The organism is Streptomyces sp. NPDC017890 (assembly GCF_044328675.1).
Taxonomy (GTDB): domain Bacteria; phylum Actinomycetota; class Actinomycetes; order Streptomycetales; family Streptomycetaceae; genus Streptomyces.
On the sequence record NZ_JBIRHU010000008.1, the window covers coordinates 179,614 to 204,556 of the forward strand.

Annotated in this window: 22 protein-coding genes; 14 read left to right on the forward strand and 8 right to left on the reverse strand. The window is 70.8% G+C overall.

Features of this window, described 5'->3' with window-relative positions; genetic code table 11:
• Positions 1-13 precede the first annotated feature (13 nt).
• Positions 14-712 carry an NAD(P)-dependent oxidoreductase gene (locus tag ACH4F2_RS12970; RefSeq protein WP_398132762.1) on the reverse strand — a complete coding sequence of 233 codons (699 nt, stop codon included), beginning with the start codon at positions 710-712 and terminating at the stop codon, positions 14-16.
• A 199-nt stretch (positions 713-911) separates the two neighbouring features.
• Here ACH4F2_RS12970 and ACH4F2_RS12975 point away from each other — a divergent pair, with 199 nt between their 5' ends.
• Positions 912-1,847, forward strand: coding sequence for an RNA polymerase sigma-70 factor (locus ACH4F2_RS12975; RefSeq protein ID WP_398132763.1), 936 nt, complete (start codon positions 912-914; stop codon positions 1,845-1,847).
• On the opposite strand, the gene ACH4F2_RS12980 is transcribed toward ACH4F2_RS12975, so the two are convergent.
• The gene (locus ACH4F2_RS12980; RefSeq protein ID WP_398132764.1) at positions 1,837-2,508 is read right to left on the reverse strand and encodes a CBS domain-containing protein; all 672 of its coding nucleotides are present in this window, start codon (positions 2,506-2,508) and stop codon (positions 1,837-1,839) included. The two genes, ACH4F2_RS12975 and ACH4F2_RS12980, sit on opposite strands and share 11 nt — an antisense overlap.
• Before the next feature lie 94 nt (positions 2,509-2,602).
• Complete coding sequence (locus ACH4F2_RS12985) at positions 2,603-4,666, reverse strand: SpoIIE family protein phosphatase (RefSeq protein ID WP_398132765.1); 2,064 nt, start codon at positions 4,664-4,666, stop codon at positions 2,603-2,605.
• A 210-nt stretch (positions 4,667-4,876) separates the two neighbouring features.
• Between ACH4F2_RS12985 and ACH4F2_RS12990 the strand changes: the two genes are divergently transcribed.
• The gene (locus ACH4F2_RS12990) at positions 4,877-5,860 is read left to right on the forward strand and encodes a Ku protein (RefSeq protein WP_398132766.1); all 984 of its coding nucleotides are present in this window, start codon (positions 4,877-4,879) and stop codon (positions 5,858-5,860) included.
• A gap of 245 nt (positions 5,861-6,105) precedes the next feature.
• Here the strand turns inward: ACH4F2_RS12990 and ACH4F2_RS12995 are convergent, their stop codons facing one another.
• The 3 genes from ACH4F2_RS12995 to ACH4F2_RS13005 form a co-directional block, all read right to left on the reverse strand.
• Positions 6,106-6,750: a dihydrofolate reductase family protein gene (locus ACH4F2_RS12995; RefSeq protein ID WP_398132767.1), complete on the reverse strand. Its 645-nt coding sequence runs from the start codon at positions 6,748-6,750 to the stop codon at positions 6,106-6,108.
• Between the two features lie 110 nt (positions 6,751-6,860).
• Complete coding sequence (locus ACH4F2_RS13000; protein WP_398132863.1) at positions 6,861-7,205, reverse strand: hypothetical protein; 345 nt, start codon at positions 7,203-7,205, stop codon at positions 6,861-6,863.
• Positions 7,206-7,333: 128 nt separating this feature from the next.
• The gene (locus tag ACH4F2_RS13005) at positions 7,334-8,176 is read right to left on the reverse strand and encodes a glycerophosphodiester phosphodiesterase (protein WP_398132768.1); all 843 of its coding nucleotides are present in this window, start codon (positions 8,174-8,176) and stop codon (positions 7,334-7,336) included.
• Between the two features lie 312 nt (positions 8,177-8,488).
• Between ACH4F2_RS13005 and ACH4F2_RS13010 the strand changes: the two genes are divergently transcribed.
• The 4 genes from ACH4F2_RS13010 (at position 8,489) to ACH4F2_RS13025 (ending at position 13,412) form a co-directional block, all read left to right on the forward strand.
• The gene (locus tag ACH4F2_RS13010; protein ID WP_398132769.1) at positions 8,489-9,985 is read left to right on the forward strand and encodes a Y4yA family PLP-dependent enzyme; all 1,497 of its coding nucleotides are present in this window, start codon (positions 8,489-8,491) and stop codon (positions 9,983-9,985) included.
• On the forward strand, positions 9,982-11,319 hold the full coding sequence (locus tag ACH4F2_RS13015; RefSeq protein ID WP_398132770.1) for a pyridoxal-phosphate dependent enzyme: 1,338 nt from the start codon (positions 9,982-9,984) through the stop codon (positions 11,317-11,319). Before ACH4F2_RS13010 ends, ACH4F2_RS13015 begins: the two co-directional genes overlap by 4 nt.
• A complete protein-coding gene (locus tag ACH4F2_RS13020) occupies positions 11,316-12,551 on the forward strand; it encodes an aminotransferase class V-fold PLP-dependent enzyme (RefSeq protein WP_398132771.1) in 1,236 nt (411 codons plus the stop codon). Before ACH4F2_RS13015 ends, ACH4F2_RS13020 begins: the two co-directional genes overlap by 4 nt.
• 90 nt (positions 12,552-12,641) lie before the next feature.
• Positions 12,642-13,412, forward strand: a complete 771-nt coding sequence (locus ACH4F2_RS13025) for a class I SAM-dependent methyltransferase (RefSeq protein WP_398132772.1) — start codon at positions 12,642-12,644, stop codon at positions 13,410-13,412.
• Positions 13,413-13,424: 12 nt separating this feature from the next.
• On the opposite strand, the gene ACH4F2_RS13030 is transcribed toward ACH4F2_RS13025, so the two are convergent.
• Positions 13,425-13,985 carry a GNAT family N-acetyltransferase gene (locus ACH4F2_RS13030; protein ID WP_398132773.1) on the reverse strand — a complete coding sequence of 187 codons (561 nt, stop codon included), beginning with the start codon at positions 13,983-13,985 and terminating at the stop codon, positions 13,425-13,427.
• A 62-nt stretch (positions 13,986-14,047) separates the two neighbouring features.
• On the opposite strand from ACH4F2_RS13030, the gene ACH4F2_RS13035 reads away from it, so the two are divergent.
• The 7 genes from ACH4F2_RS13035 to ACH4F2_RS13065 all read left to right on the forward strand — a co-directional run bounded on the left by ACH4F2_RS13035 (position 14,048) and on the right by ACH4F2_RS13065 (position 22,038).
• Entirely contained in the window at positions 14,048-14,656 is a 609-nt protein-coding gene (locus tag ACH4F2_RS13035) for a GNAT family N-acetyltransferase (RefSeq protein WP_398132774.1), read from the forward strand.
• A 145-nt stretch (positions 14,657-14,801) separates the two neighbouring features.
• Positions 14,802-15,323, forward strand: a complete 522-nt coding sequence (cpt, locus tag ACH4F2_RS13040) for a chloramphenicol phosphotransferase CPT (RefSeq protein ID WP_398132775.1) — start codon at positions 14,802-14,804, stop codon at positions 15,321-15,323.
• 198 nt (positions 15,324-15,521) lie between these two features.
• Positions 15,522-16,544, forward strand: coding sequence for an amidinotransferase (locus ACH4F2_RS13045; protein ID WP_398132776.1), 1,023 nt, complete (start codon positions 15,522-15,524; stop codon positions 16,542-16,544).
• A gap of 389 nt (positions 16,545-16,933) precedes the next feature.
• Positions 16,934-18,400, forward strand: coding sequence for an aldehyde dehydrogenase family protein (locus ACH4F2_RS13050; protein ID WP_398132777.1), 1,467 nt, complete (start codon positions 16,934-16,936; stop codon positions 18,398-18,400).
• A 29-nt stretch (positions 18,401-18,429) separates the two neighbouring features.
• Entirely contained in the window at positions 18,430-19,989 is a 1,560-nt protein-coding gene (locus ACH4F2_RS13055; RefSeq protein ID WP_398132778.1) for a GMC family oxidoreductase, read from the forward strand.
• 5 nt (positions 19,990-19,994) lie between these two features.
• Positions 19,995-21,455, forward strand: coding sequence for an APC family permease (locus tag ACH4F2_RS13060; protein ID WP_398132779.1), 1,461 nt, complete (start codon positions 19,995-19,997; stop codon positions 21,453-21,455).
• Positions 21,456-21,657: 202 nt separating this feature from the next.
• Positions 21,658-22,038 carry a VOC family protein gene (locus ACH4F2_RS13065; RefSeq protein WP_398132780.1) on the forward strand — a complete coding sequence of 127 codons (381 nt, stop codon included), beginning with the start codon at positions 21,658-21,660 and terminating at the stop codon, positions 22,036-22,038.
• A gap of 219 nt (positions 22,039-22,257) precedes the next feature.
• Here the strand turns inward: ACH4F2_RS13065 and ACH4F2_RS13070 are convergent, their stop codons facing one another.
• Complete coding sequence (locus ACH4F2_RS13070; RefSeq protein WP_398132781.1) at positions 22,258-23,271, reverse strand: LacI family DNA-binding transcriptional regulator; 1,014 nt, start codon at positions 23,269-23,271, stop codon at positions 22,258-22,260.
• A gap of 313 nt (positions 23,272-23,584) precedes the next feature.
• Between ACH4F2_RS13070 and ACH4F2_RS13075 the strand changes: the two genes are divergently transcribed.
• A complete protein-coding gene (locus ACH4F2_RS13075; protein WP_398132782.1) occupies positions 23,585-24,895 on the forward strand; it encodes an ABC transporter substrate-binding protein in 1,311 nt (436 codons plus the stop codon).
• The last annotated feature ends 48 nt before the right edge of the window (positions 24,896-24,943 follow it).

The window sequence follows — 24,943 nt, forward strand, 5'->3', positions numbered from 1 at the left end:
GGCCCAGCGGGTCCTACCCGAACGCCTCCTTCCTGATGACGTCGAGGAAGCCGGGAACGCCGTCCGTGGTGCGCACGTCGACGAACGTGCGCAGGTGACGGTCGGACAGATCACCCACCGCATGGCGCAGCAGCGCGTTCGCGAGATCGGCGCGCGCCGTGTACCGGCCGGGCAGGCGAGCCTCGGCCACCCGGTAGTCGCTCATGGCCGAGGCGTCGAAGAGTCCGGCGGGGCGGATCACGGTCCAGTCGCGGTCGGTGCCGGCGAGCAGTGCCTCCATGCGCCGCATGTCGTCGTAGACCGTGCGGCCCAGGAAGCGGGTGATGAAGGGTTCCAGCACGGTACGGAAGAGCAGTGTCTCGCCCGGGGCGGGCACGCCGAAGAGCACGGTGGACGTCACACAGACCAGGCGCCGGACTCCGTGTCGCGTCATGGCCTTCACGATGTGGGCGGCGCCGTCCGAATACACCGTCACGGGCGCGCGGCCGTAGGGCACCCCGAGCGTGGAGATCACCGCCTCCTGCCCCGCTACGGCGTGTTCGACCGCTTCCGGGTCGCGTACGTCCGCGCGCACCAGGTACAGCAGTGGACCGCTCAGCGGGAACGCGTCGGGCCGGCGCGTCACGACGGTGACGCTGTGGCCCTCCGCGAGGGCCTGCTCGGTGGCCAGTCGTCCCGTGGGTCCGTTCGCCCCGAAGATCACGAGTTTCATGCGGCTCTCCGTCCGGATCGGTGATCGGTTGGGCCGGCGTTCCGGCTCCACCGTTCGTTCGCCGTTCAAGAGGCCGTGGGGAGGCCGCATGTGACACCGGCGGTCCGGGGAGGGACAGGGAACTGTTCCCGGCCGGATGTCACATTCTTCGAGGCGTTCGCATCCAAGGGAGGGAGTGTCCGAACCAGGAGGAGGTGCCATGCGGGAGGAGCCCGAGGACTCGGTGGCGGACGGCACGGCGGACGCGGCGACACAGGACTTCGTCGACCATCGCGAGCTGCTGTTCTCCGTCGTCTACAACATGCTCGGGAGTGTCGCGGACACCGAGGACGTACTCCAGGAGTCCTGGCTGTCGTGGGCGGCCAGGACGCGCCGCTCCCCGCGGGCGGACATCGGCAATCCGCGGGCGTACCTCGTGCGCGTGGCGGTCAACCACGCGCTGGCCCGGCGGGCCGGCATCCGGCGGCGCCGCGAGACCTACGTGGGGCCGTGGCTGCCCGAACCGCTCGTCACCGAGGAGAGCGCCGACGCGGCCGATCAGGCGCTGTGCACCGAATCGGTGTCGATGGCGCTCCTGGTGGTGCTGGAAACCCTCAGTCCCCTGGAGCGGGCGGTGTTCGTCCTCCACGAGGTGTTCGGATACGCCCACACGGAGATCGCCGACATCCTCGACCGCACCCCGGCCGCCGTGCGCCAGCTCTCCCACCGGGCACGCGCGCACGTCCGCGCCCGACGCCCCCGCTTCCGTACCCGCCCGCGCCTCCAACAGGAGGTGACCGAGCGTTTCGTGGCGGCGGCACTCGGGGGTGACGTGGCCGCGCTCATGGAGATCCTGGCCCCCGACGTGACGCTGTGGACGGACGGCGGTGGCAAGGCGCGTGCGGCCCTGCGGCCCGTTCACGGACGCGACAAGGTGGCACGTACGCTGACCGGTTTCGCCTCCCGGCCGCCGGAAGGCCTCGACGTGCGGTTCCGCAGCGTGAACGGGGATCCCGCCGCGGTGGTCTTCACCGGCGACTCCCCCTACGCCGTCATGGTCGTGGATCTGGATCCGGCGGGCGGCCAGGTCTGCGACGTCTACCTCGTCACCAATCCGGACAAGCTCTCGGGGCTGCGCGGCGAAGTCAGGGAGTGACGGAGGCCGAGCTCTCGGCGCCGGTTTCTCCCGCCGGTCTGAACTCCACGGCGACGACGCCGTCGACGCGTCGGCAGTGTTCCTCCAGCGCGGGGACGGACACGTGGCCGGGGAGCCGGCCGCTGAGGACGACATGTCCGTGTGTCACATCCACCTGCACCGACGAGGGAGCCAGACCAAGGGCCTTCACCAGGGCCTCTTCGATGATCTCGGTCCGGATCGCCCGGTCCGTGCGCAGGAAGACCCGCAGCAGGTCGCTCCTGCTGACGACCCCGATCAACCGCCCTGCCTCGTCGACGACCAGGAGCCGCTTGATGCCGTGCCGGGCCATCACACGGGCGGCGTCGACGACGCTCCAGCTCTCGCGGGCGCAGACCGCGGGTGACGTCATGAGCCCCGCCGCGTCGGTGGCGGAAGCCTTGCCGCCGTCCGGCCGGGAACGCTCCTCGTACGCGGGGGAACGGTCGGGGTCCGTGCCCCACATCTTCTGCAGGAGGTCCGCCTCGGACACCACCCCCACGGGGCGGTTCTCCTCGTCCACGACGGGCACCGCCGTGATGTCGTACTCCTGCAGCAGGTGTGCGATCTCCTTGAACGGTGTGCCGCGCTGGACGCGGACCACGGCGTCGCTCATCAGATCGCACACCTTCTGGTGCTTCATTAAGGGTCTTCTCCTCCGCTGCCGGCCTGCGTCGACCGGCGTCCGTCCTTCTTGTCCGTGAAACGATCCACCGGGCGTGGGAGTGCCCCTGGCGTCACCCACGTGGGCTGATGAGCAGCAGGGCGATGTCGTCGCCGGGGGCGGGCGCGTGCCGTATGAGGGTGTCGGCCATGGCGTCGAGGTCGGTGGAATCGGCGTGTTCGAGGAGCCCCGCGAGGGCCGCGATCGCGTCGTCGAGGTCGACTCCGGGCGCTTCGACGAGTCCGTCGGTGTAGAGGGCGAGCACGCTGCCGGGCGGCAGGCTGAACTCCAGCGCCGAGTAGAGGGTGTCGGGCTCGATACCGAGCAGGAGTCCGGGTGCTACTCGGAGGAGTTCGACGCGTCCGTCGGCATGACGCACGAGAGGGGGCGGGTGGCCGGCGGTGGCCAGGCAGGCGCGGTGCGTGGCGAGGTCGAGATGGACGTAGACGCAGCTGGTGAACAGGCCGGGGTCCAGGTCGGTGAGCAGGCGGTTGGTGCGGGCCAGCACGTCGTCGGGGGTCGCCCCCACGGTCGCGTGGGCGTGGACGGCGGTGCGCACCTGCCCCATGAGCGCCGCGGCGTCCACGTTGTGGCCCTGCACGTCGCCGATGGTGGCGCTGGCCGTGTGCTCGTCGAGGCGGATCAGGTCGTAGAAGTCGCCGCCGATGCCCAGGCCCCGGGCAGCGGGCAGGTAGCGGGCGGCGACCTCGAGGCCGGGCACGTGGGGGAGGGTGTGCGGCAGCAGGGCGGACTGCAGGCGGTGGGCTAGGTGGTGCTTGGCGTCGTAGAGACGGGCGCGGTCCAGTGCCTGCCCGACCAGTCCGGCCAGTGAGGTGAGAGCGGCTCGGTCGCCGGGCGGGAAGGAGTGGGGCCGCTCATAGGCGAGGAGGAGGGAGCCGATGGGGCGGCCCGACGCGATCAACGGCAGAACGGCCCATGCGGCCATCCCGTCCTCGTGCACGGTGGCCGGATAGGCGCGCTGCAGTTCGGCGAAGGACGCGAAGAAGCCCGGGACACCGGTGGCGAGAACGTCGGCGCCGGGGATGTCCGAGCTCAGGGGGACGGCGTCGAACTTGTCCATGATCTCGGTGCGGTAGCCGCGGTGGCCGAGGATCTTCAGGCGGCCGTCCTGCGCGGTCATCAGGACCATGGCCTGCGCCCCCAGCGCGGGCAGCAACTGGTCGGCGGTCTGCTCGACCACGTCCTGGACACCGACGGCCTCGGTGAGGGTGGAGGCCAGATGCATCAGGTGGTACAGAACGGCCGCGCGGCTGGGGCCGGCGGTCGGTACGGAACCCGCCGGGGGAGCTTCCTCGGCCGGGCCGCCGAGAGCGATGCGGACGCTGAGGCCGGTGGCGTCCGGGTACAGCTCGAAGGCCAGCCATGTCTCCGGTGGGCGTAGGACGGTGAAGGCCTGGGGCCGGCGGCTGACCAGCGCGGCCCGGTAGCGGTCCTCGACGTGGGGGACGTCCATCCACGGCAGCGCCTCCCACGGCAGGGCGCCCACCAGGTCGTCCCGGCCGGCACCGAGCAGGTCGGCCGCGGCCGAGGTGAGGAAGGTGATGCGTCCGTCGATGTCCAGCGAGCAGTACCCGCCCGGCAGGCGGTCGACGAAGGCCGACAGCGTGGTCGCCTCGCTGGGGGAGGGAGTGTGCCGGGCCGGCGGCGGCAGGGTCCGGGGCCGGTCCGTCGGCAGCAGCGGATCACCGCTCTGCGCCGCCTGCTGCAGGAGTCCGCCCAGGCGGCGGCAGCCCCTCTGGACGACATCGCGTTCCTCGGGGCTCAGCTGCGCCGAATGGGTTCCGGGCCACAGCAGCACCAGCCCGCCCCGGAGGGCGCCACCCGAGACGAGCGGAGTGGCCGCCAGCGCGAAGTCGTACGGCAGTACCAGCGCCGGCCGCGGATACCGGCGCGCCATCTCCTCCCGGCCACCGACCCACACCAGGCGCCGTTCGCGGACGGCGTCCGCCACCGGCATCGGATCGGTCAGCGCGACGCGCATCCACGGAGTGGCGAACTCCTGGGGGACCCCCGCCACCAGGACCTGCCACAGGGCGTCGTCGCCCGGCGGCAGCACGTACAACAGCCCTCCGAACGCCCCGCTCTCCCGCACCACGGCAGCCATTGCGGCGTCCATCAGATGTCCGTCCGAATCCGCGCCGGCTCCGGCAGGGCTGCTCGACGCCAGCCACACCGAACATCACGCATATGAGGACACTACGCCCGTCTCGTCGCGATGGCATGCGGGGTGCGCCGACGTGCGGTCGGCGCCGGTGGCGCGCGTGCGGGGCCGCCGCGGCGCTCATAGTCTGGTGGTGCTCGGGGCCGCCTGTGGAAAGGTCTGTCCATGCCCCGGTCGATCTGGAGCGGTGCCATCTCGTTCGGTCTGGTCACGGTGCCGATCCATGTGGTCGGCGCGACCGAGGACCACAGCATCCGGTTCCACCGGTACCACCTGGCGGACCAGGGAAGGATCCGCACCCGTAAGGTCTGTGAGCTGGAGGGCCGGGAGGTCGGTTCCGAGGAGATCGGCAGGGGCTACGAGCTGACCAGTACGCAGATCGTCGCGGTCACCGACGAGGACCTGCGCGAACTGCCGCTGCCGGCCGCGAAGGCCATCGAGATCGTGGCGTTCGTTCCGCTGGCGTCCGTGGACCCGATCCGGATCGGCGACGGCTACTACCTGCAGCCGGACGGCCAGGTGGCCGCGAAGCCCTACAAGCTGCTGCGGCAGGCGCTGGCGCGGTCGTCGAAGGTGGCGGTGGCGAGGTACGCCTGGTCGGGCAGGGAACGGCTGGGCCTGCTGCGGGTACGGGACGAGGCGATCGTGCTGCACGCGATGCGCTGGCCCGACGAGGTCCGCGACCCCTCCTCCCTCACACCGCCCCCGGTCGAGGTGTCCGAGGAGGAGATCGAAGGCGCGCTCGCGCTGATGGACACGATGACCCGCGACGACCTGGAGGGCGACGAGTTCCAGGACACCTACACGGACGCGGTCGCGGGGCTGATCGAGGCGAAGCGTGAGCACAAGGCACCACCGGCGGCGCCGGAGCGGGAGGAGCAGCCGGGGCAGGTGCTGGATCTGATGGCCGCCCTGCAGGAGTCCGTCTCCAAGGCGAAGGAGTCCCGGGGCGAGGACGGACACGCCGAGGTGCACGAGCTGCCCGGGCCGAAGAAGAAGGTCGCGGCCGGGAAGAAGCCGGTCAGGAAGACGCCCGGCAGGGACGCGCCCGACGAGAAGACGGCGGCGAGGGGGCCGGCCGCGAAGCAGACGGCCGCGGAGAAGGCCCCCGCCCGCAAACGCCCGGCCCGCAGGCCGAGAAGCGCCTAGGCGTATTGATCACGCGCGTGTCCCGGGAGGGAGGCCTGCAAAGCCCCGACCAGGACCGGTCGTCCCGGGATCCGGCGGATCGTGTGACGGCCGACGGGAGTACTGGCCGATACGGGGTGCGGATCCGGGACCGACCGGCGCGGGAGGGGACCGAGAGGCGGCCGGTCACCGGGCGGTGGCCGGCCCGGGACGACGGGCGGACATGGCCCCGGCCCCGTCGGCGCTCCGGGCTCGGCCGGGGAGGCTCACAGGCCACGGGTGAATGTCACATGCGTGACTCCGCCGGGGGAGGAGGTGGCCTCGATCTCGTAGTCCTTCTCGAGGTTCTCGAGTCCGTCCCAGAGGCGGACGCCTCGGCCGAGCAGGACCGGGACCACCACGATGTGCATGTGGTCGATGAGCCCGGCGGTGAGGAAGTCGCGGACCATGGTGGGGCCCCCGCCGACGCGGACGTCCTGCCCGCCCGCTGCGTCGCGAGCCGCTTCGAGGGCCTTGTCGGGCGGGGTGTCGAGGAAGTGGAACGTCGTGCCGCCCTCCATCCCGATCGCGGGGCGCGGATGATGGGTGAGGACGAAGACCGGTGTGTGGAACGGCGGGTTGGGCCCCCACCATCCCTTCCACTCCGGGTCCTCGTGCCATCCTGGAGGGCCGAATTTCCCGGCTCCCATGATCTCGGCGCCGATACCGGGTGCGAACTGCCGTGCGAAGGCGTCGTCGATGCCGCCCCTCCCGCCGGGCCGGCCCGTCATCTCGTGCCACCACCGCGTGGCGAACATCCACTCGTGCAGCCTTTCGCCCGCGTGGCCGAACGGCGCGTCGTGACTCAGACCCTCACCGGTGCCGAAGCCGTCGAGGGAGACGGAGAAGTTGTGGACGCGGCAGAGTGACATGACTGGCGACTCCTTCCTTCCGCCGGCCGGGCTTCATCGGCTCGGCGCGGCCGGCGGTTCGTCCGACCGGGCGACCGGGGCGCGGTGTCGCGCCCCTTGCGGAGGGGCCGCTACACGCGCAGCAGCCGCTGCGTGACCTCCCGGTACTGCCGCAACGCGAGCCGGAGTTCTTCGGCCTCCGTCGTGGCGTCCCGGTCCTGCCAGTGGTCATGCATGGCACGGCGTCGTTCCGCGAGGGCGTTCGCGAGCTGGGCGGCGGCGTCGTCGAAGGCGCCCTCCGCCTCTTCCAGCGCTTGACGCGGATTCTCGGCGAAGGCGTTGATGGCATGGCGCAGGCGTTGCAGGACCGCGTCCCGCTCGTCCGGCGACAGGAGCGGGTCCGGTGCCGCGACGTGGTGCTCGGGGCGGTGCGTGGGCTGGTCCGACGGCTGCTGTGCGCGTGCCTGGTCGTACATCATCGTAAGCCGCTTTCCTGGGTTGCTTGGGATCACCGGGTTCCCCGGGGCGGCATGGCTCTGCGCCGTAGTCGTAGTCAACGCCCGATGGCGATGTGTGTCAACGCGGTGACTCCTGGTGGCCCCGGTCAGCGCCGGCTGAGGGACTGGGGATAGTCGGTGATGATGCCGTCGACGCCGAGGGCGGACATCTTGCGCATGGCGCCGGGTTCGTCGACGGTCCAGACATTGATGTCCATGCCGAGTTCGTGGACGCGGTCGACGAGGTTCTGGTCGGTGACCGTGTGCTGGGGGTTGACCTGGTCGGCCCAGTGGCTGAGCTCGACGAGTTCGCTGTCGGTGGGGCGTTCGGCGTCCAGGAGGCCGATGGGGACCTCGGGCATCAGGGTGTGGAATTCCTGGGCGTCGTCGGTCTGGAAGGACTGGACGGCGAGCTGTTCACGCGCGAGGGCGCGGCGGACGTAGCGGGGCTTGTCCCGCAGGTTCTCGGCGAAGTCGGTGGCGATGCCCGTGTAGTGGCCGCAGGGGCTGATCTCGGCCAGCAGTCCGGTGCCGGTGTTCCTGATGCGCGAGATGACGTCGTCCACGGTGATCAGCCGCTCACCGGAGAAGTCGTCGTGGAACCAGGAACCGGCGTCCAGTCCGCGCAGTTCGGCCCAGGTGAAATCGGAGACGCGGTAACGGGGACGATCGGGATAGACGTCCTCGATGTCGGTGGTGCGTTCCATGGTGCAGTCGTGGAAGTTGACCAGTTTGCCGTCCTTCGTGCGCTGGACGTCGATTTCCACGAAGTCGGCGCGCTGGTCGACGGCGAGGTCGACGGCGGCCGCGGTGTTCTCCGGTGCCATGCCCGACGATCCGCGGTGCGCGATGACGTCCGGCCCCGTGTCGGCGTGCGCGGTTGTCGAGGTCATCGCCAGAGCCAGACCGCTCAGCACGGCCACGACGACACCGGCGTGTCTCTTGCTCACATGCTTCACTACAGCCTCCCGCGTTCGAATGACTCCCTGGAGGCTGCCGGACGGTGGTTACGGGAAACCTGCCGCGGCCCGACGCCGCCGGGGACAGCCGGTGGAGCGCGACGGCGAACCGGTCATCCGAGACGGAGGGGACGAGCACGGAGCGGTGGACATCCCGTACGCCGACCACCACGTGCCGCACGCATCGCCGGGGACACCGGGCGGCCGGCCGCGCCCTGAGGCTTAGCGGCGTGTGTACCTGGAAACGACTACTCCCGAACGGTCGTCGCAACGACGGTCGGCCGACACGGGGAGGGGTCTTTCGTGGATGTGCCCTTATACCTGAGGCCGCGGGTGGACCAACCGCTCGCCTCACTGCTGGGGGCAGAACCGTTCCTGCACTCGCTCGTGGACGCGCTCGGGTCTCCGCTCAACGTGCTGCTCCCCGAGGCAGTCGCCGCGAACGCCGGACGCTTCCGGGCGGTCTACCGCCGCCACCGTCTCGCCGGGCGGGTGTACTTCGCGCACAAGGCGAACCGCTCCAGCGCCCTGGTACGGAGACTGGCGGCCGAGGAACCGGCCGCCGTCGGTGTCGACGTCGCCTCCCTGGAGGAACTGCGGCACGCCCTGAGCTGCGGTTTCACCGGCGACCGCGTCATGGCCACCGGCCCGAAGGATGCGGAGTTCCTGTGGCTGGCCGCCCGCGTGGGAGCGACGGTGAACCTGGACTCGCCCCGCGAACTGGAACAACTCGCCGGCCTGGTACGCGCGTACGGCCTCGGCCGGGTGGCCGTCCTGGTGCGCCTGTCCGGCTTCGAGTCCGCCGCCGGCCACGGGGGCACGGGCACCCGGATGCTGTCGCGCCGCAGCCGCTTCGGCACCCCGGTGCGGGACGTGGAGGCGCTCCTGTCGGCCGTGGAGCGGCACGCGGACGCCGTCGAACTGACGGGCCTCGCCTACCACCTGGACACCACCGGGCTGGAAGAGAAGGGCCGGGCCCTGGAACAGTGCGTACTGCTCATGGACGCATGCCGGGAACGGGGACTGGCACCGCGTGCCATCGACATCGGCGGCGGATTCGGCGTCGGCTACGTCGCCTACGCCGAGGAGTGGGAACGCTGGACGACCGCGCTCAGCGAGGCGGTCCTCGGCGGCCGCCCGCCCCTGACCTGGCGCGGTCACGGCTACGGGCTGCGCAACGAGGGCGGCACGGTGCGCGGGTCCGTGGCGCTGTACCCCGGTCACCGCCCCAACGCCGGCCCCGGCTACCTCGACGAGCTCCTCTCGCTCCCCGCGCCGGTGCTGGGCCGGGCGCCGGGCACCCTTCTCCTGGAGCACCTCCACGACCTCCACATCGAACCCGGCCGTTCCCTGGTCGACCAGTGCGGGCTGTCGCTCGCCCGGGTGCTGGACGTGCGGCGCACGGGCGAGGACTCCGCCCCGTACCTGGTGCGCCTCGGAATGAACGCGGGGGACGTGAGCCTGGAGGAGCACGGGGTCCTCGTGGACCCCGTACTGCTGCCGCGCGGTGAACCGGAGGAGGGCGACGAGCAGCCGGTCGGCGTCCACCTCGTCGGCAATCTCTGCCTGGAGGCCGATCTGATCACCCGCCGCCTGGTCTTCCTCCCCAGGCTGCCGCGCGCCGGTGACCTGCTGGCCTTCGCCAACACCGCCGGGTATGCGATGGACTTCCACGCCCACCACGCGCAACGGCAGCCCCTCGCACGGACGGTGGCGGTGGAACAGGAAGGCCACTCCTGGCGCTGGTGCCTGGACGAGGACTACTGGCCGATCACACACTCGGGGGGAACGCCCGCATGAGGTACGACAGCATCACGGAGGCCATCGGCAACACACCGCTGGTGCGCATCGACCCCGCCGTGCACGGGCTGCGCAACATCGATCTCTACGCGAAGCTGGAGATGCTCAACCCGTTCGGCTCCGTCAAGGACCGGCCCGCCTGGCACATGGCCCGCCCCCACCTGGAGAGCGCCACAGAGGGGGAGGGGACGGTCGTGGAACTCTCCAGCGGCAACACCGCCAAGGCCCTCGCCCTGCTCGCCGGCATGCACGGACTGAGGTTCAAGAGCGTCACCAACCGGATGCGCGTACCGGAGATCAAGGAGCTGCTCCTGCTCCTCGGCGCCGAGATCGAGGAGCTGCCGGGCCGCAGCGAGTGCCTCGACCCGACCGACACGGACGATCCGCTGACCCACTTCCACCAGGCGCTCACGGAGCCGGGCAGCACTTACCTGCACACCGACCAGTACTTCAACCCGCGCAACGTCGAGGCGCACGCGGAGGGTACCGGGCCCGAGATAGTCAAGGACCTGGACGGGCGGGCACCGGACTGGTTCGTCGCCTGCGTGGGCACGGCCGGTTCGTCGACCGGCGTGGCCAGGGTGCTGCGCGAGCACGACCCGGACGTGCGGGTGCTCGGCCTCGTCGCCCACAAGTCGGACTTCATCCCCGGCATCCGCACCATCGACGAGGTCCACCAGGTCGGCCTGTTCGATCCGGCGACGTACGACACCATCGAGTCCGTCACCTCGGACGAGGCCATCGACGGCATGCTCACCCTCATCCGCCGCTGCGGACTGCTGACGGGACCGACCGGAGGCGCCGCCTACCAGGGCGCGGTACGGCATCTGCGGGACGCAGACACGGCCCTGGAGGGCTCGGGGCGTCGCGAGAGCGCGGTGTTCATCGTGTGCGACCGGGCGGAGAGCTACCTGAGTTACGTGCGCGCACGCCGCCCCGGGCTGCTGGGCAGGGCGAACCGCGGGCCCACCCTCTCGGCGCTGACCGAAGACGAGGTGCGGGCGGGCGCCCGGTCCGCGGTCGTGGACGAGGCCCGCCGCTGGATCACGGAGGGTGACCCGCGACCGCTCGTCGTCGATCTGCGCAGCCCGCACGCCTACGCGGCCCTGCACATCGAGGGCTCGGTCAACATCGTCGACGAGATGTTCGAGGAACTCGTCCGCGGCGGGCTTCCCTTCAGCAAGCGGACACCGGTGCTGCTGGCCTGTCCCGTCGGCGAGAGGTCACTTCGCTACGCCGCCCTGCTGACGCGCATGGGACACCCCGACGTGCGCAGCCTGGCCGGTGGGATCGTCGCCTGGCGGGACGCGGGCGCACCGCTGGTGCGCGAATGAGCGCCGCCCACCCGCACCCCGGGGCGGGACACGACGAGGAGGGCCAGGACGCCGTCTGGCAACGGGAACTGAGGGAACAGTTCCCCATCGTCACCGCGCATCCGGAGTCGGCCTACCTCGACAGCGCGGCGACGTCCCAGAAGCCGCGAGCCGTACTGGACGCCGTCCAGGCCTACCTCACGACGTCGAACGCCAACGCGGGCCGCGGCGCCTACCCCTGGGCCAACCGGACGACGGAGCTGGTGGAAGGGACCCGGGAGCGGGTCAAGGAGTTTCTCCGCGATCCGGAACCGGACCACTCCGCCGTCCACTTCACCAGCGGCACCACCGAGGGCCTGCGCACCGTGGCCCGGGACTGGCTGGTGCCGTACCTCAATGACGGCGACGAGATCCTCGTGCCGTTCGCCGACCACCGGGCCAACCTCGACCCCTGGCTCGAAACGCGGCGGCTGCTCGCCGCCCGCGGCGTCGACGTACACGTACGGGCCCTGCCGTACCAGGCGGTCTCGGGCGACTACGACCACCGTGCCCTTGCCGGCCTCGTCGGCCCACGGACCCGTTTCGTGGCCGCCACGCACGTCCACCACGTCTACGGCGGCGACATGAACGTGCACCGCATCCGCGCGGCGGTCGGCCCGGACGTGCCGATCTGCCTGGACGCGGCCCAGAGCATCGGCCATGTCCCCGTCGACCTGGCCGATCCCGCCCTAGACGTCGACTTCGTGGTCTTCTCGGGGCACAAGGCGATGGCCCTGCCGGGTACGGGAGCGGTCTGGGCGCGCAACGCACGGGGGCCTGCGTTCCGGCCCGCCGGCTGGCAGGGCACACCCAACACGGTGGGCATCGTGTCGCTGCGGGCCGCGCTCGACTGGCTCGACGCGGCCGGTCCCGACCGGATCGCCCGCTGGACGGCCCGGCTCACGACCCGGCTGACCGACCGGCTGAGGCACCTCCACCCGTACGAGATCCTCGGCTGTCCCACCAGTCTGGCCGCCGACTCCGCACTACCCGCGGCGCAGCGCCGGCACGGCATCGTCACCTTCCGGCACCACGACATCCCGTCCGACGACCTCGGGTTCATCCTCTACAGCCACGGCTTCATGGTGCGGGCCGACAGTCTCTGCCAGGCCGGCGCGGCCGAGAAGGACGGGTCGGTGCGCGTGAGCCTGCACGTCCACAACACGGTGGAGGAAATCGACCGCCTGCTCACCGTACTGGCCTCAATGGCGTGAAGCGCCAGCCATATGGCAAGTGATAACCGTTTCCACCTGTAGATTCGGTCGCGTCCACGACGGATGAGACGGAAGAGGTGGCGCGACCAGATGGGCATCAGCATGGCGGGGGCCAGGACGTGGGTGGAGCGCTGGGAACGACAGCAGCAGCGCTACGCCGTGGACCGCGAGGAGCGGTTCACGGTGATCACGGATGTCGTCGAGTACGTCACGGCCGGCCGCCCCCGGCCGCTCCTGCTCGACCTCGGCTGCGGACCCGGCTCCCTGGCCGCGAGACTCGTCGACCGCCTGCCGGACGCGGAGATCGTCGCCGCCGACATGGATCCGCTGCTGCTGGAACTGGGACGGACCCACCACGCGAACGCCGCCCGCTACGTCGACACCGTGATCGGCGCCCATGGTTGGACCGACGACCTCGGGCTCGAACGCCCCCTGGACGCCGCCGTCTCGACGACCGCTCTGCACTATCTCCCCGAGCCGGTACTGCTGGACACGTACCGGCGTCTCGCCATGCTGCTGCGCCCCGGCGGTGTACTCGTCAACGGCGATCACTTCCCGCCCGACGAGACACCGTGCTCGGACATCACCGCGTACGTGGGCCGCCGCCGCGCCGAGCGGACGGGCGGCCACGCCCACGAGGACTGGCAGGAGTGGTGGACCGCGGCTGCCCGGGATCCGGAACTGGCCGACCTGTTCGCCGAGCGTGCCCAGCGCCGTGCTGCCCAGGAACGGAGCGGGGCCGACGAGGATCTCGCGGTGGACCGCCACGCGGAGTTGCTGCGCAGGGCCGGCTTCCGGCATGTCACGCCGGTCTGGCAGTTCGGCGACAGCGCCGTGCTGGTGGCGGTCAAGGGCGGCTGATCCCCGGCCGGTTCACAGGATGAGACTCATCAGGATCTCGTCACGGTCGTCGCCGGGCGCCACGCGCAGCGCGCCCGGCCACCGGCCGACCTCGCTCCAGCCGACTTTTCGGTAGAAGTCCTCGAGACCCAGACCGCCCCGCGCGGTGAGCCGCAGTCGCTCCACGCCCATCTCGTCCCGGGCGATCTCCGGAAGACGGCGCATCAGCGCGGCGCCGACGCCCGTGCCGCGGAACCTCACGTGCGTCTGAAGGTGGTTCACCGTCGCGCAGTGGGCCACGAGCGGATGCGTCTCACGGCGCAGGAGTACCCAGCCCGCCAGCGCGCCGTCGACGGTGGCCAGGAGGATCCGGCTGCGTTGCGGGGCGAGCCCTCGCACGATCGCGTCGAGCGCCGGTTCGACCTCCGGTGAGGAGACCGGAGGCAGTGGGCAGCCCATGGGGATGACCGCGCCTCCGGCATTGACGACCGCCGTCCAGCAGTCGCGGAGATCCCGCCGTACGGCCGGGGTGGCGTCCTGAGCCCGGAGGATCTGCGTGAACGCGAGTGCGGGCACTGACTGGTGAGCTGTCACGTCGGTCAGTGTGCCAGGACCCGTCCGCCGTCGAAGATCATCCGGCGTGCAGAATGATCAGTATGCCGATAACGAGCACCCCGACGACGGCGACGATCGATGACGCGGCACTGGTCGGCCCCATCCTGGCCCGCGCCTTCGACGACGACCCGATGATGCGCTGGTTCTTTCCCGACGACTCCTCGCGCGAGACGGCGCTGGGCCGTTACTTCGCCACTGTCTTCACCCGGCAGTACGCCCGCCACGGCGTGTGCGAGCGCACCGACGCGGCGGCTGCCTTCTGGGTGCCGCCGCTGGGACAGGCGCAGGCGGTTCCCGACGCGGAGACCGTCCAGGAACTCCAGGTCATCCTCGGCGACCGGGCCGCGCTGTTCCGCGATGCGGTCGAGGCAGCGGCCGGCCACACACCCCGGGAACCCCACTGGTACCTGGCGGTGATCGGCGCCGACCCCGCGGCGCGGGGCGGGGGACACGGAGCCGCCCTGCTGCGCTCGGGGCTGGCCCGGGCCGACGCGGCGGGCCTGCCGGTATGTCTGGAGTCCTCCAAATCGTCCAACCTCCCCTTCTACGAGCACTTCGGCTTCACCGTGCGCGAGGAGTTCCGACTGCCGGGAGGCGGGCCGGTGTTGTGGGCCATGCGACGCGAGCCCCGCATCCCGGCCGGCGCCTGAGGACCGCGGCGCGCCGCCGTCAGCGAGGTGCTCACCCGGTGGTGACGCGCCGTACCGGACGGAGGTCTCGCTGCCCGGCTGACGTATGCACGTGGCCGGGATACAGGCCCTTCAGGTGGCCTACTGTGACCTGGTGGCGACTCAGATGATCATACTCAACGGTGGCTCCAGTGCGGGCAAGTCCGGGATCGTCCGGTGTCTGCAGGCCGTACTGCCTGAACCGTGGCTGGCGTTCGGATGCGACTCGTTCGTCGACGCCTTGCCCGCGAGGATGCAGGCGGCGGAGGGGGGCATCGTCTTCGCGGCGGACGGAGAGGTGAGCGTGGGGGCGGACTTCCGGGCGCTGGAGGAGGTCTGGACGGAAGGCATCGTGACGATGGCCCGTGCGGGTGCCAGGGTCATCGTCGATGACGTCTTTCTCGGCGGACCGGCCTCCCAGCAGCGGTGGCGGAAGTCGCTGGGCCGACTGCCCGTCCTGTGGGTCGGTGTCAGGTGTGACCGCGTGGTCGCGGCGGGCCGTGAGGTCGCGCGAGGGGACCGCGTCCAGGGGATGGCCGCGGCGCAGGCCGACGTGGTTCACCAGGGGGTGCTCTATGACCTGGAGGTGGACACGACGCACACCGAGTCGATGGTCTGTGCCCGGACCATCGCCGCCCACGTCAGCTGATCGCCTCACTGGGCCCGACCGATGTCCTCCTGAAGGGTGAGGTGCCGGCGGGCACGGCTCATCCGAATTGCCCGGCGTCTTTTGCTCCTCTTCGGTGACGTATTGGCCGGTTTCACGTGAAACGCTGAATGTATCCGCAGGTCGGAGACGTTCGAGAGCTGGTCCGCTCACTGGAACAGGGCAAGGAGTCACACGATCATGACCACATTCCAACCGTTCCACCGCATCAACGTCACCCATGAATGGGGAGTCCTGAAGGAGGCGGTGGTGGGCCGGGTCATCGACTTCCGTGTCCCGGAAGGAATCGGCGCGGGTCTGCCGGACTCCCTGCGTTTCCTTCCCGGCCCGACCCGGCGAGACCTGCCGCGCTGGGCGGGAAGGCTCTGGTCCGAAGCGGACCCGGAGGGATATGCGAGAAGCGTCGAGCAGATCGACGCACTGGACCGCTTCCTGACCAGCCGCGGGGTCGTCGTGCACCGTCCGCGGGAGCTTACCGAGCCCGAACTGGGCCTGTACGGGGGCGACGGAGACCGGTTCAGCATGCAGACGTTCGTCCGCGATCCGATGATCGTCGTCGGCGACCACGTCATCGAGGCGGCCCTGCGGCTGCCGGCCCGTTTCAAGGAGCGCTTCGGGCTGCGTCCCGTCTTCGCGCAGGCCGTGTCCCGGGGTGCCCGCTACTCGGTGATGCCGCCGCCGTCGCCCGTAGCGGTGCCCGAGATCGCATCGGCGACAGGGCCCTTCCTCGAGGGCGGCGACGTCCTGGTCCTCGGCCGGGACATTCTCGTCGGCCTCGGCCGGGGCGGAACGGCGTCCGACGCGGAGGGCGCGCGGTGGCTGGCGCGTCTGCTCGGGGACGGCTACCGCGTTCAGGAGGTGCCGATCAGCGACCGGGTGATCCATCTGGACGACGGCCTCACCGCCGTCCGTGAGGGTCTGGCGGTCGTCTGCCGTGAGCAGTTCGTCGACGGCGTACCGGCGCCGGTCGCCGACTGGGACCTGATCGACGTCACCCTGCGGGCCGCCGTGGACCTCCTCGCGGGGAACAGCCTCGTCATGCGTCCCGGCGAGGTACTCGTCGACGAACGTCTGACCGGGCTCGCCGAAGCCCTGACCGCGCGGGACGTCACCGTTCACACCCTTCCCTTCGACGCGGTGACCGCGTTCGCCGGCGGCTTCCGCTGCGCGCATCATCCACTGGTCCGCGAACTGGACGACTGACCGGCCGGCCGTGCCGGGCCGGCCCGGGACCGGACGACCCGCCCGCATGCTGCCGCCGTGCGCGTCCGAACAGCCGGCCCGGCCGGTCGGTCCGAACCGCGGCCCTTCCCCCTCACCTCGTCGCCGCCCCCGGCAGCACGGCCTCCGGTGCCCGGGCCGACCCGTCGGCACCGGCACGCAGCCGGCCGCGCTGCCGGCCCTGCCGGACGCGGGGCCCGGGCGGACCGCGGCGACCCAGCTAGCCCAACCAGGTCACATCCCCGCCCAACCCTCCCTCGGCCGGTGCGTCCGCATGACCGGCGCGGGGTCCTCGGACGATGTTGGTGCCAGGTGTGCCGTGCCGGTGGGCTGGGTCGGCACCGGACAGGTACGAGCGAGGGAGCCTGCGGATGCCGGAACTGTTCATCGACGGCGAGTGGACGGGCGCCGTGGGCGGCGCGCGGCGGGACGTGGTCAACCCCTTCGACGCTTCCGTCGTCCAACAGGTGGACGACGCCGACGAGGCCGACGTCGATCGGGCCGTACGAGCCGCCAGGCAGGCCTTCGACCGGGGTGACTGGCCGTCGGCGCCCACCCGGGAGCGGGCCGACGTGCTGCTCAGGGTCTCGCGGTTTCTCCTGCGCGACCAGGAGGAGATCGCCCGTGTCGAAACCCTCGACACCGGCAAGACGCTCGCCGAGGCACGCATCGACATCGAGGACGTCTCGAACGCGTTCCGCTACTTCGCCGAGATCGCCGACAAGGACGGCGGCCGGGTCGTGGACGTCGGCCCCGACGTACTCAGCAGGGTCACCTATCACCCCATCGGTGTCTGCGCCCTGATCGCGCCCTGGAACTACCCGCTGCTGCAGGCCTCCTGGAAAGTCGCCCCGGCCCTCGCGGCGGGCAACACCTTCGTCCTCAAGCCCAGCGAGACGACACCGCTGTCCACGATCCACATGATCCGGCTGATCGAGGAAGCGGGAGCACCGCCCGGAGTCGCGAACCTGGTACTGGGCCCCGGCGCCACCGTGGGCGCTGCGATGTCCGCCCACCCCGATGTGGACCTGGTCTCCTTCACCGGCGGTCTGGCCACCGGGCGCCGGATCATGGAGGCGTGCGCGCCGGGCGTGAAGAACATCGCCCTGGAACTCGGCGGCAAGAACCCCAACGTGGTCTTCGCCGACTGCGACTTCGACGCCGCCGTCGACCACGCCCTGGAAGCCTCGTTCCTGCACTCGGGTCAGGTCTGCTCGGCCGGCTCGCGGCTGCTCGTGGAGGACAGCCTGCACGACCGCTTCGTGGAACGGCTGGCCACCCGCGCGCAGGCCATCCGGCTCGGCAGCGGCCTCGAACCGACGACCGAGAGCGGGCCGCTCAGCTCGGCGCAGCACCGGGAGAAGGTCGAAGCCTATCTGGAGGTCGCCCGCGAGGAGGGCGCCCGGCTCGTCTGCGGCGGCGGCCGCCCGGACGACCCCGAGCTGTCCCGCGGCTTCTTCCTGCTGCCCACCGTCTACGCCGACTGCGACCGCTCCATGCGCATCGTGCAGGAGGAGGTCTTCGGCCCGGTCGTCACGGTGGAACGCTTCCGTACCGAGGACGAGGCCGTGGAACTGGCCAACGACACCCGGTACGGCCTGGCCGGCGGCGTCTGGACGAACGACGCGAGCCGCGCACAGCGGGTCGCCGGCCGACTGCGGCACGGCACGGTCTGGATCAACGACTTCCACCCCTACGTGCCGCAGGCCGAGTGGGGTGGCTTCGGCCGTTCCGGCTTCGGCCGGGAACTCGGGCCCACCGGTCTGCGCGAATACCAGGAGGCCAAGCACATCTACCAGAACCTGCGGCCGGCTCCCTCCGGCTGGTTCAAGGGCTGAGCGGGCAGGGCGAGAGAGAGGGCGACGCCATGGACGACGAGACGACGACCTACGACTACCTGATCATCGGAGGCGGCACGGCCGGCTGTGTGCTGGCCGCACGGCTGAGCGAGGACCCGGCCTGCCGTGTCTGCGTGGTGGAGGGCGGACCCAGCGATGTCGGCGACGAACGCATCCTGCGGCTCCGCAACTGGATCAACCTGCTCGGCTCCGAGTTCGACTACGGCTACACCACGGAGGAACAGCCGCGCGGCAACTCGCACATCCTGCACTCCCGCGCCCGCGTGCTCGGCGGCTGCTCCTCGCACAACACGCTGATCAGCTTCCTGCCGTTCCCGCAGGACCTCGACGAGTGGGTGGAGCGCGGCTGCACCGGCTGGGGACCGGAGACGATCCTGCCGTACCGGACACGGCTGCAGAACTCGATCGTGCCCGTCGGCGTGGCCGACCGCAACGCGATCGCCGAGGACTTCGTCACGGCTGCCACCACCCGGCTCGGCGTACCGGCCGTCGACGACTTCAACGCCCGCCCCTTCACCGACGGCGCCGGCTTCTTCTCCCTCGCCTACGACCCGGAGACCAACACCCGCTCCTCCGCCTCGGTCGCCTACCTGCACCCCGTACTGAACCGACCGAACCTGACGCTGCGCCTGGAGACCTGGGCGTACCGGCTGATGCCCGACAGCGAGGGCCGGTTCACCCGCGTACAGGTGCGCAACCCCGACGGCTCCCTGTCGACGCTGGAGGCGGACGCCGAGGTGCTGCTGTGTGCCGGCGCGATCGACACGCCCCGGCTGCTCATGCTCTCCGGCATCGGCCCGGCCGGCCAACTGCGCGACCTGGGCATCGAGGTCCGCGCGGACCTGCCCGGGGTGGGGGAGAACCTGCTGGACCACCCCGAGTCGGTGATGGTGTGGGAGACCCGTGAACCGCTGCCGCCCAACTCGGCCATGGACTCCGACGCAGGCCTCTTCGTGCGCCGCGACCCTTCGGGCGGTCCGCGCCCGGACCTGATGTTCCACTTCTACCAGGTGCCGTTCACCACCAACACCGAACGGCTGGGCTACCCCGTTCCCCAGCACGGAGTCTGCATGACGCCGAACGTGCCGCGCGCCCGTTCCGTCGGCCGGTTGTGGCTGCGCAGCGCGGACCCGGACGTCAAACCCGCCCTCGACTTCCGCTACTTCACCGACCCGGACGGGTACGACGAGCGCACGATCGTCGACGGCCTGCGGATCGCCCGCGAGGTGGCGTCCGCCGCCCCGCTCGACGAATGGCTGCTGCGCGAGGTGGCGCCGGGCCCGGACGTACGCTCGGACGCCGACCTCTCCGAGTACGGCCGCCGCGCCGCACACACCGTCTACCACCCGGCCGGAACCTGCCGGATGGGGGCCGAGGACGACCCCATGGCGGTGCTCGATCCGCAGCTGCGGCTGCGTGGACACGACGGGCTGCGGATCGTGGACGCGTCCGTGTTCCCCACCATGCCGACCGTCAACCCGATGGTCACCGTGCTGCTCGCCGCCGAACGCGCCGCCGACCTCATCACCGCCCGGCCGGCCCCGAGGCCACCGGCGATGGAAGGGTAGGCCCGATGACCGTCCCCGCAACGCCGGGCGGCGCCGAAGAGGCCGGCCGCGGGCAGCAGGACTCGGAGTTCCGCAAGGAGATGGGCCCGTGGGCGAACTTCGCCCTCGGCTTCACCTACCTCTCCCCGGTGGTGAGCACCTACACCCTCTTCGGCACGGCACTCGCCGACGGCGGGCCTCCGATGATCTGGGCGTTCGTCATGGCGGGGTGCGGCCAGTTCCTCGTCGCACTGGTCTTCGGCGAGGTCGTCGCGCAGTATCCGATCGCCGGCGGGGTCTACCCGTGGGCACGGCGGCTGTGGGGCAGGCGCTGGGCCTGGATGACCGGATGGGTCTACATGTGGGCGCTGCTCGTCACGATCACCAGCGTCGCCTACGGGGCCGGCCCCTACATCGCCATCCTGCTCGGTTTCCGCGTCACCGTGCACACCACCGTGCTGTGCACGATCGCGCTGATCGCCGTCGCCGTGGCCATCAACTACGCCGGGACGAAAGCCCTGTCCTGGGCGGCGCTGATCGGCTTCAGCGCGGAACTGATCGGCGCCCTCGTCGTCGGAGTCATCCTGCTGACCACGCACCGTTTCCACGGCCTGGGCGTCCTCTTCGACGACTTCGGTGCCGCCGGCGGCGGTTCCTACCTGCCCGTCTTCCTCGGAGCGGCGATCATCGGCTTCTACCAGTACTACGGTTTCGAGGCCTGCGGGGACGTCGCCGAGGAGGTGCCTCACCCCGGCAGGGTGATCCCCAAGGCGATGCGCCGCACGATCTACGTCGGTGGCGCGGCGGCGACCTTCACCTGCCTCACGCTGCTCCTGGCCGTCGTCGACTACCGCGCGGTGATCTCCGGCGAGGACGCCGACCCGGTCGTCCGGGTCCTCTTCGACGCGCTGGGCGAGGCCGGCGCACGTGTGGTGATGGCCGTCGTCCTGATCTCCTTCCTCTCCTGCACGATCAGTCTGCAGGCCGCGGCCGGCCGGCTGATCTACTCCTACGCCCGCGACGAGATGATCATCGGCCACCGGCTGCTGCGGAAGTTCTCACCGACTCGCGCGGTGCCCGAGTACGCGCTGCTGGTCGCCGCGGTCGTCCCGGCGCTGATCGCCTTCGGCTCGCTGATCTCGACGGACGCCCTCACCAAGATCGTGTCCTTCGCGATCCTGGGCATCTACGCCGCGTTCCAGATGGTCGTCCTGGCCGCTCTCCGAGCCCGCCTCAAGGGGTGGAAGCCGAGCGGCGAAAACCGGCTGGGCCGGTGGGGACTGCTGGTGAACGCCGGAGCGCTCGCCTACGGCATCTTCGCCATCGTCAACATCTCCTGGCCCCGGACCCCCGACGTCCCCTGGTACGACAACTGGATCGTGCTGCTCAGCGGGGGAGTCGTGGTGGCCGTGGGTCTGCTGTACATGTTCACCACGCACCACTACGGACGCAGCGACGCCCCCTCGGGCAGCGCGGTTCCCGACTAGGCCTGGCTTCACGTTCCCGGCTGCCTCACCGTGCGGCCCACGGTCCGCTCCCGGCGGCCCGGCCGGCGGGGCGAGGGCCTCAAAAGTCTTCGCACCCGGCCGCCTTGGCCGGTACGGTCTCGAGCGTGATCCCACGGCGGGGAGCCCGGATGCTCCTCGCGGCCGCCCTGGCAGTTCCCACGCTGAGAGCAGGTTTCGTTCCATGGCATGTCGTATCAGTGAGCTCGTGCTCGGTTGCCGAGACCCCGAGGTACTGGCACGGTTCTGGTGTGAGGTCCTGGACTTCGTGGTGCTCGATCGTGAAGAGGACGGCACCCTCGAGATCGGCCCGCGCGAAGGGTTCGGCGGCCCGCAGCCCACGATCATCCTCAGCCGCAGGGACGAGCCGGAGCAGGGGAAGCCCCGGCTGCACATCGACGTCAACGCCACCGACCGCGACCAGGACGCCGAGCTCGAACGCCTCCTGAAGCTCGGGGCGCGCCCGGCCGACATCGGCCAGACCGGCGAGGAGCAGTGGCACGTTCTCGCCGACCCCGAGGGCAACGAGTTCTGCCTGCTCAGGGCCCGCCTCAACCCGCTCTGACGGCTCTGCGGCCCAGGTACGGCACCTCTCAGCCCTGGTGTCTCGGCTCGCCGGGCGATACACGTCGCAGGTGCGGGACGGCCACCCGAGCCCGTGCCCGGGCCTTCGGCGAAGCGGGTCACCGTGCGCTTCGACGCTCCCCTCCGCCGACAGGGTCTCCGAGGCCGGTGCCGCAGCAGCGCTCTCCGACGGCCCGTCAAACCCCGCGGTGATCGTACGTCAGGACGACTCGCGCACCACCAGCTCCGTCGGCAGCGTCATCTGCTGCCGGGGCGCGCCGTGCTGCGTGATATCGGTGAGGATGCGGGCCATGGTCCGGCCCAGTTCCTCCACCGGCTGACGCACCGTCGTCAGGGGCGGGGCGGTGTGTCGGGCGAGGACGGAATCCTCGAACCCGACGACGGCGACGTCAGTGGGCACCCGCCGCTTCCGCCGGCGGAGTTCGGCGAGCGCGCCCACCGCCATGAGGTCGGAGGCGGCGAAGACGGCATCCAGGTCCGGGGCTCGTTCAAGAAGCAAACGCATGGCGTGACGGCCGCCCTCCTCGGTGAAGTCACCCGCCTCGACCAGGAGTTCCCTCGCGGTCGTGCCTGCCTCCTCGTGCGCCGCGCGCCAGCCGGCGAGCCGGCTGCGGCCCACGTCCATGTCCAGTGGGCCGGTGATCGTGGCGATCCTCCTCCTGCCGCTGTCCAGCAGGTGCCGTACCGCCGCGGCCGCCCCGCCCGCGTTGTCGGAGTTGACGTAGCTCAGTCGCTCGCCCGCGTCGCGACGGCCGGCGAGCACGGTGGGCAGACCCATCTCCTCCAGCATTCCCGGCAGTCGGTCCTCGGAGTGCACGGAGACCAGCAGGACGCCGTCCACCCGGCGGGTCGCCACCGACTCGGTCAGCTGGTCCCGCTCGGCCTGGTCGCGGACGAGCATCAGCTGCAACTGGGTCCGGCTTTCGGCGAGGGCGCCGCTGACGCCGCGGATCAGGGCGGCGAAGAACGGTTCCGAACCGAGCCGGCTCTCCGATTCCGGGATCACCAATGCCACCGCGTTGGTGCGGTTGGTCACCAGGCCGCGGGCGACAGAGTTGGGAACGTAGTTGAGTTCCTTGATCGCCGCAAGGACCCGGGCGCGTGCGTCGGCGCTGACCAACTCCGAGCCGTTGACGACGCGGGAGACCGTGGTGCGGCCCACGCCGGCGCGGGCGGCGACCGTTTTGATCGTGGGACGGCGATTGCCGGTCATGCACTCCCCCCTCGGCGGCCGCGGCGGGGGTGCCGACCGCGGAGGTGACCTGCGGCAATTCTTGCAGACACCGCCGCCGGCGGAGCAACCCCCGGTTTCCGGGAAGCGAACGCCGGGCCCGGGGCGCGGTGACAAGTTGCGTTCAAGTTATTGACAGATGGGCCCGCTCCCAGGAGTCTTCGATGCGCCGGTGGGAACGTGCCCACCAAATTGGGCACGTTCCCATCCCGTTTCAGAGCCGCTGTAGTCATCGCTGTGGTCATCGCAGAACTCGTCGCTCCGATGTGTCAGCGCCGTCGCTAGGAGGAGATCCATGGGCACTCTCGGTTCGTTGCGCAGGAAGGCGGTGGCGACAGCCGCGGCCGCCGGCGCGCTGGCACTCGTCGTCGGCTGCAGCAGCGACGACGACTCGGTCACCGGCGGTGGCAAGGAGGACGGCAAGACCACCATCACCATGGGCCTGTACGGCGTGATGGGCATCAAGGAGACGGGCCTTCTCGAGCAGTACGAGAAGGAGAACCCCGATGTCGACATCAAGGCCGAGATCGCCGGTGACGAGCAGACGTACTACACCGCGCTGCAGACCAGGCTCGCCGGGGGCAAGGGCCTGAAGGACATCCAGGGCATCGAGATCGGCCGGGCCAAGGAGATCACCGAGACCCAGGCGGACAAGTTCGCCGACTTCTCCAAGGTTTCGGGCACCGACCACTTCCTGCCGTGGAAGGAGTCCCAGATCAGCACCGCGGACGGCAAGGTGCTGGGTCTGGGCACCGACATCGGCCCGATGGCCGTCTGTTACCGCAGGGACTACTTCGAGAAGGCCGGCCTGCCCACCGACCGCGAGGAGGTCGCCAAGCTCTGGGCGGGTGGCTGGAAGCAGTACGTCGAGGTGGGCCGCACCTTCAAGAAGGGCTTCAAGGGCGACGACGTCGCCTACATGGACGCGGCCAGCGGTCTGTTCAACGCCATGGTCTACGGCTACCCCGAGCAGTACTACAACGACAAGGGCGAGCTGATCCACGACAAGAACCCGGCCGTCAAGGAGGCGTGGAACCTCGCCGCCGACGCCGCGGAGGACGAGTTGACGGCCGAGCTCCGCCAGTTCCAGCCGGGCTGGGACCCGGGCCTGGCCAACGGCACGTTCGCCACCGCCGTGTGCCCGGCGTGGATGCTCAGCCACATCAGCGAGAAGGCCGGCGAGGCGAACAAGGGCAAGTGGGACGTCGCCAAGGCCCCCAAGGGCGCCAACTGGGGCGGCTCCTTCCTCGGCGTGATCGAGCAGAGCCCGGTGAAGGAGGAGGCCCAAAAGCTCGTGGCCTGGCTGACCGCGCCGGAGCAGCAGGCCCACATCTTCAAGGAGATCGGCAACATCCCGTCCTCGCTCCAGGCGCTGGACAACCCCGACGTGAAGAACGCCAAGTCGGAGTACTTCAGCGACGCGCCGATCGGCCAGATCTTCGGTGCCGCCGCGCAGGAGATCCCGGACAAGCAGATCCTCGGCCGCAAGGACGGTGCGATCAAGGACCTCTTCTCCCAGGGCCTGAGCCTGATCGAGCAGCAGGAAACCGCGCGTGACGAGGCGTGGAAGACCACGACGGGGCGCGTCGAGAAGGCGGTCGGCTGACCCACCGACCCTGCGGCCGACGGGCCCGCCGGCGTGCTGTCGGCGGGC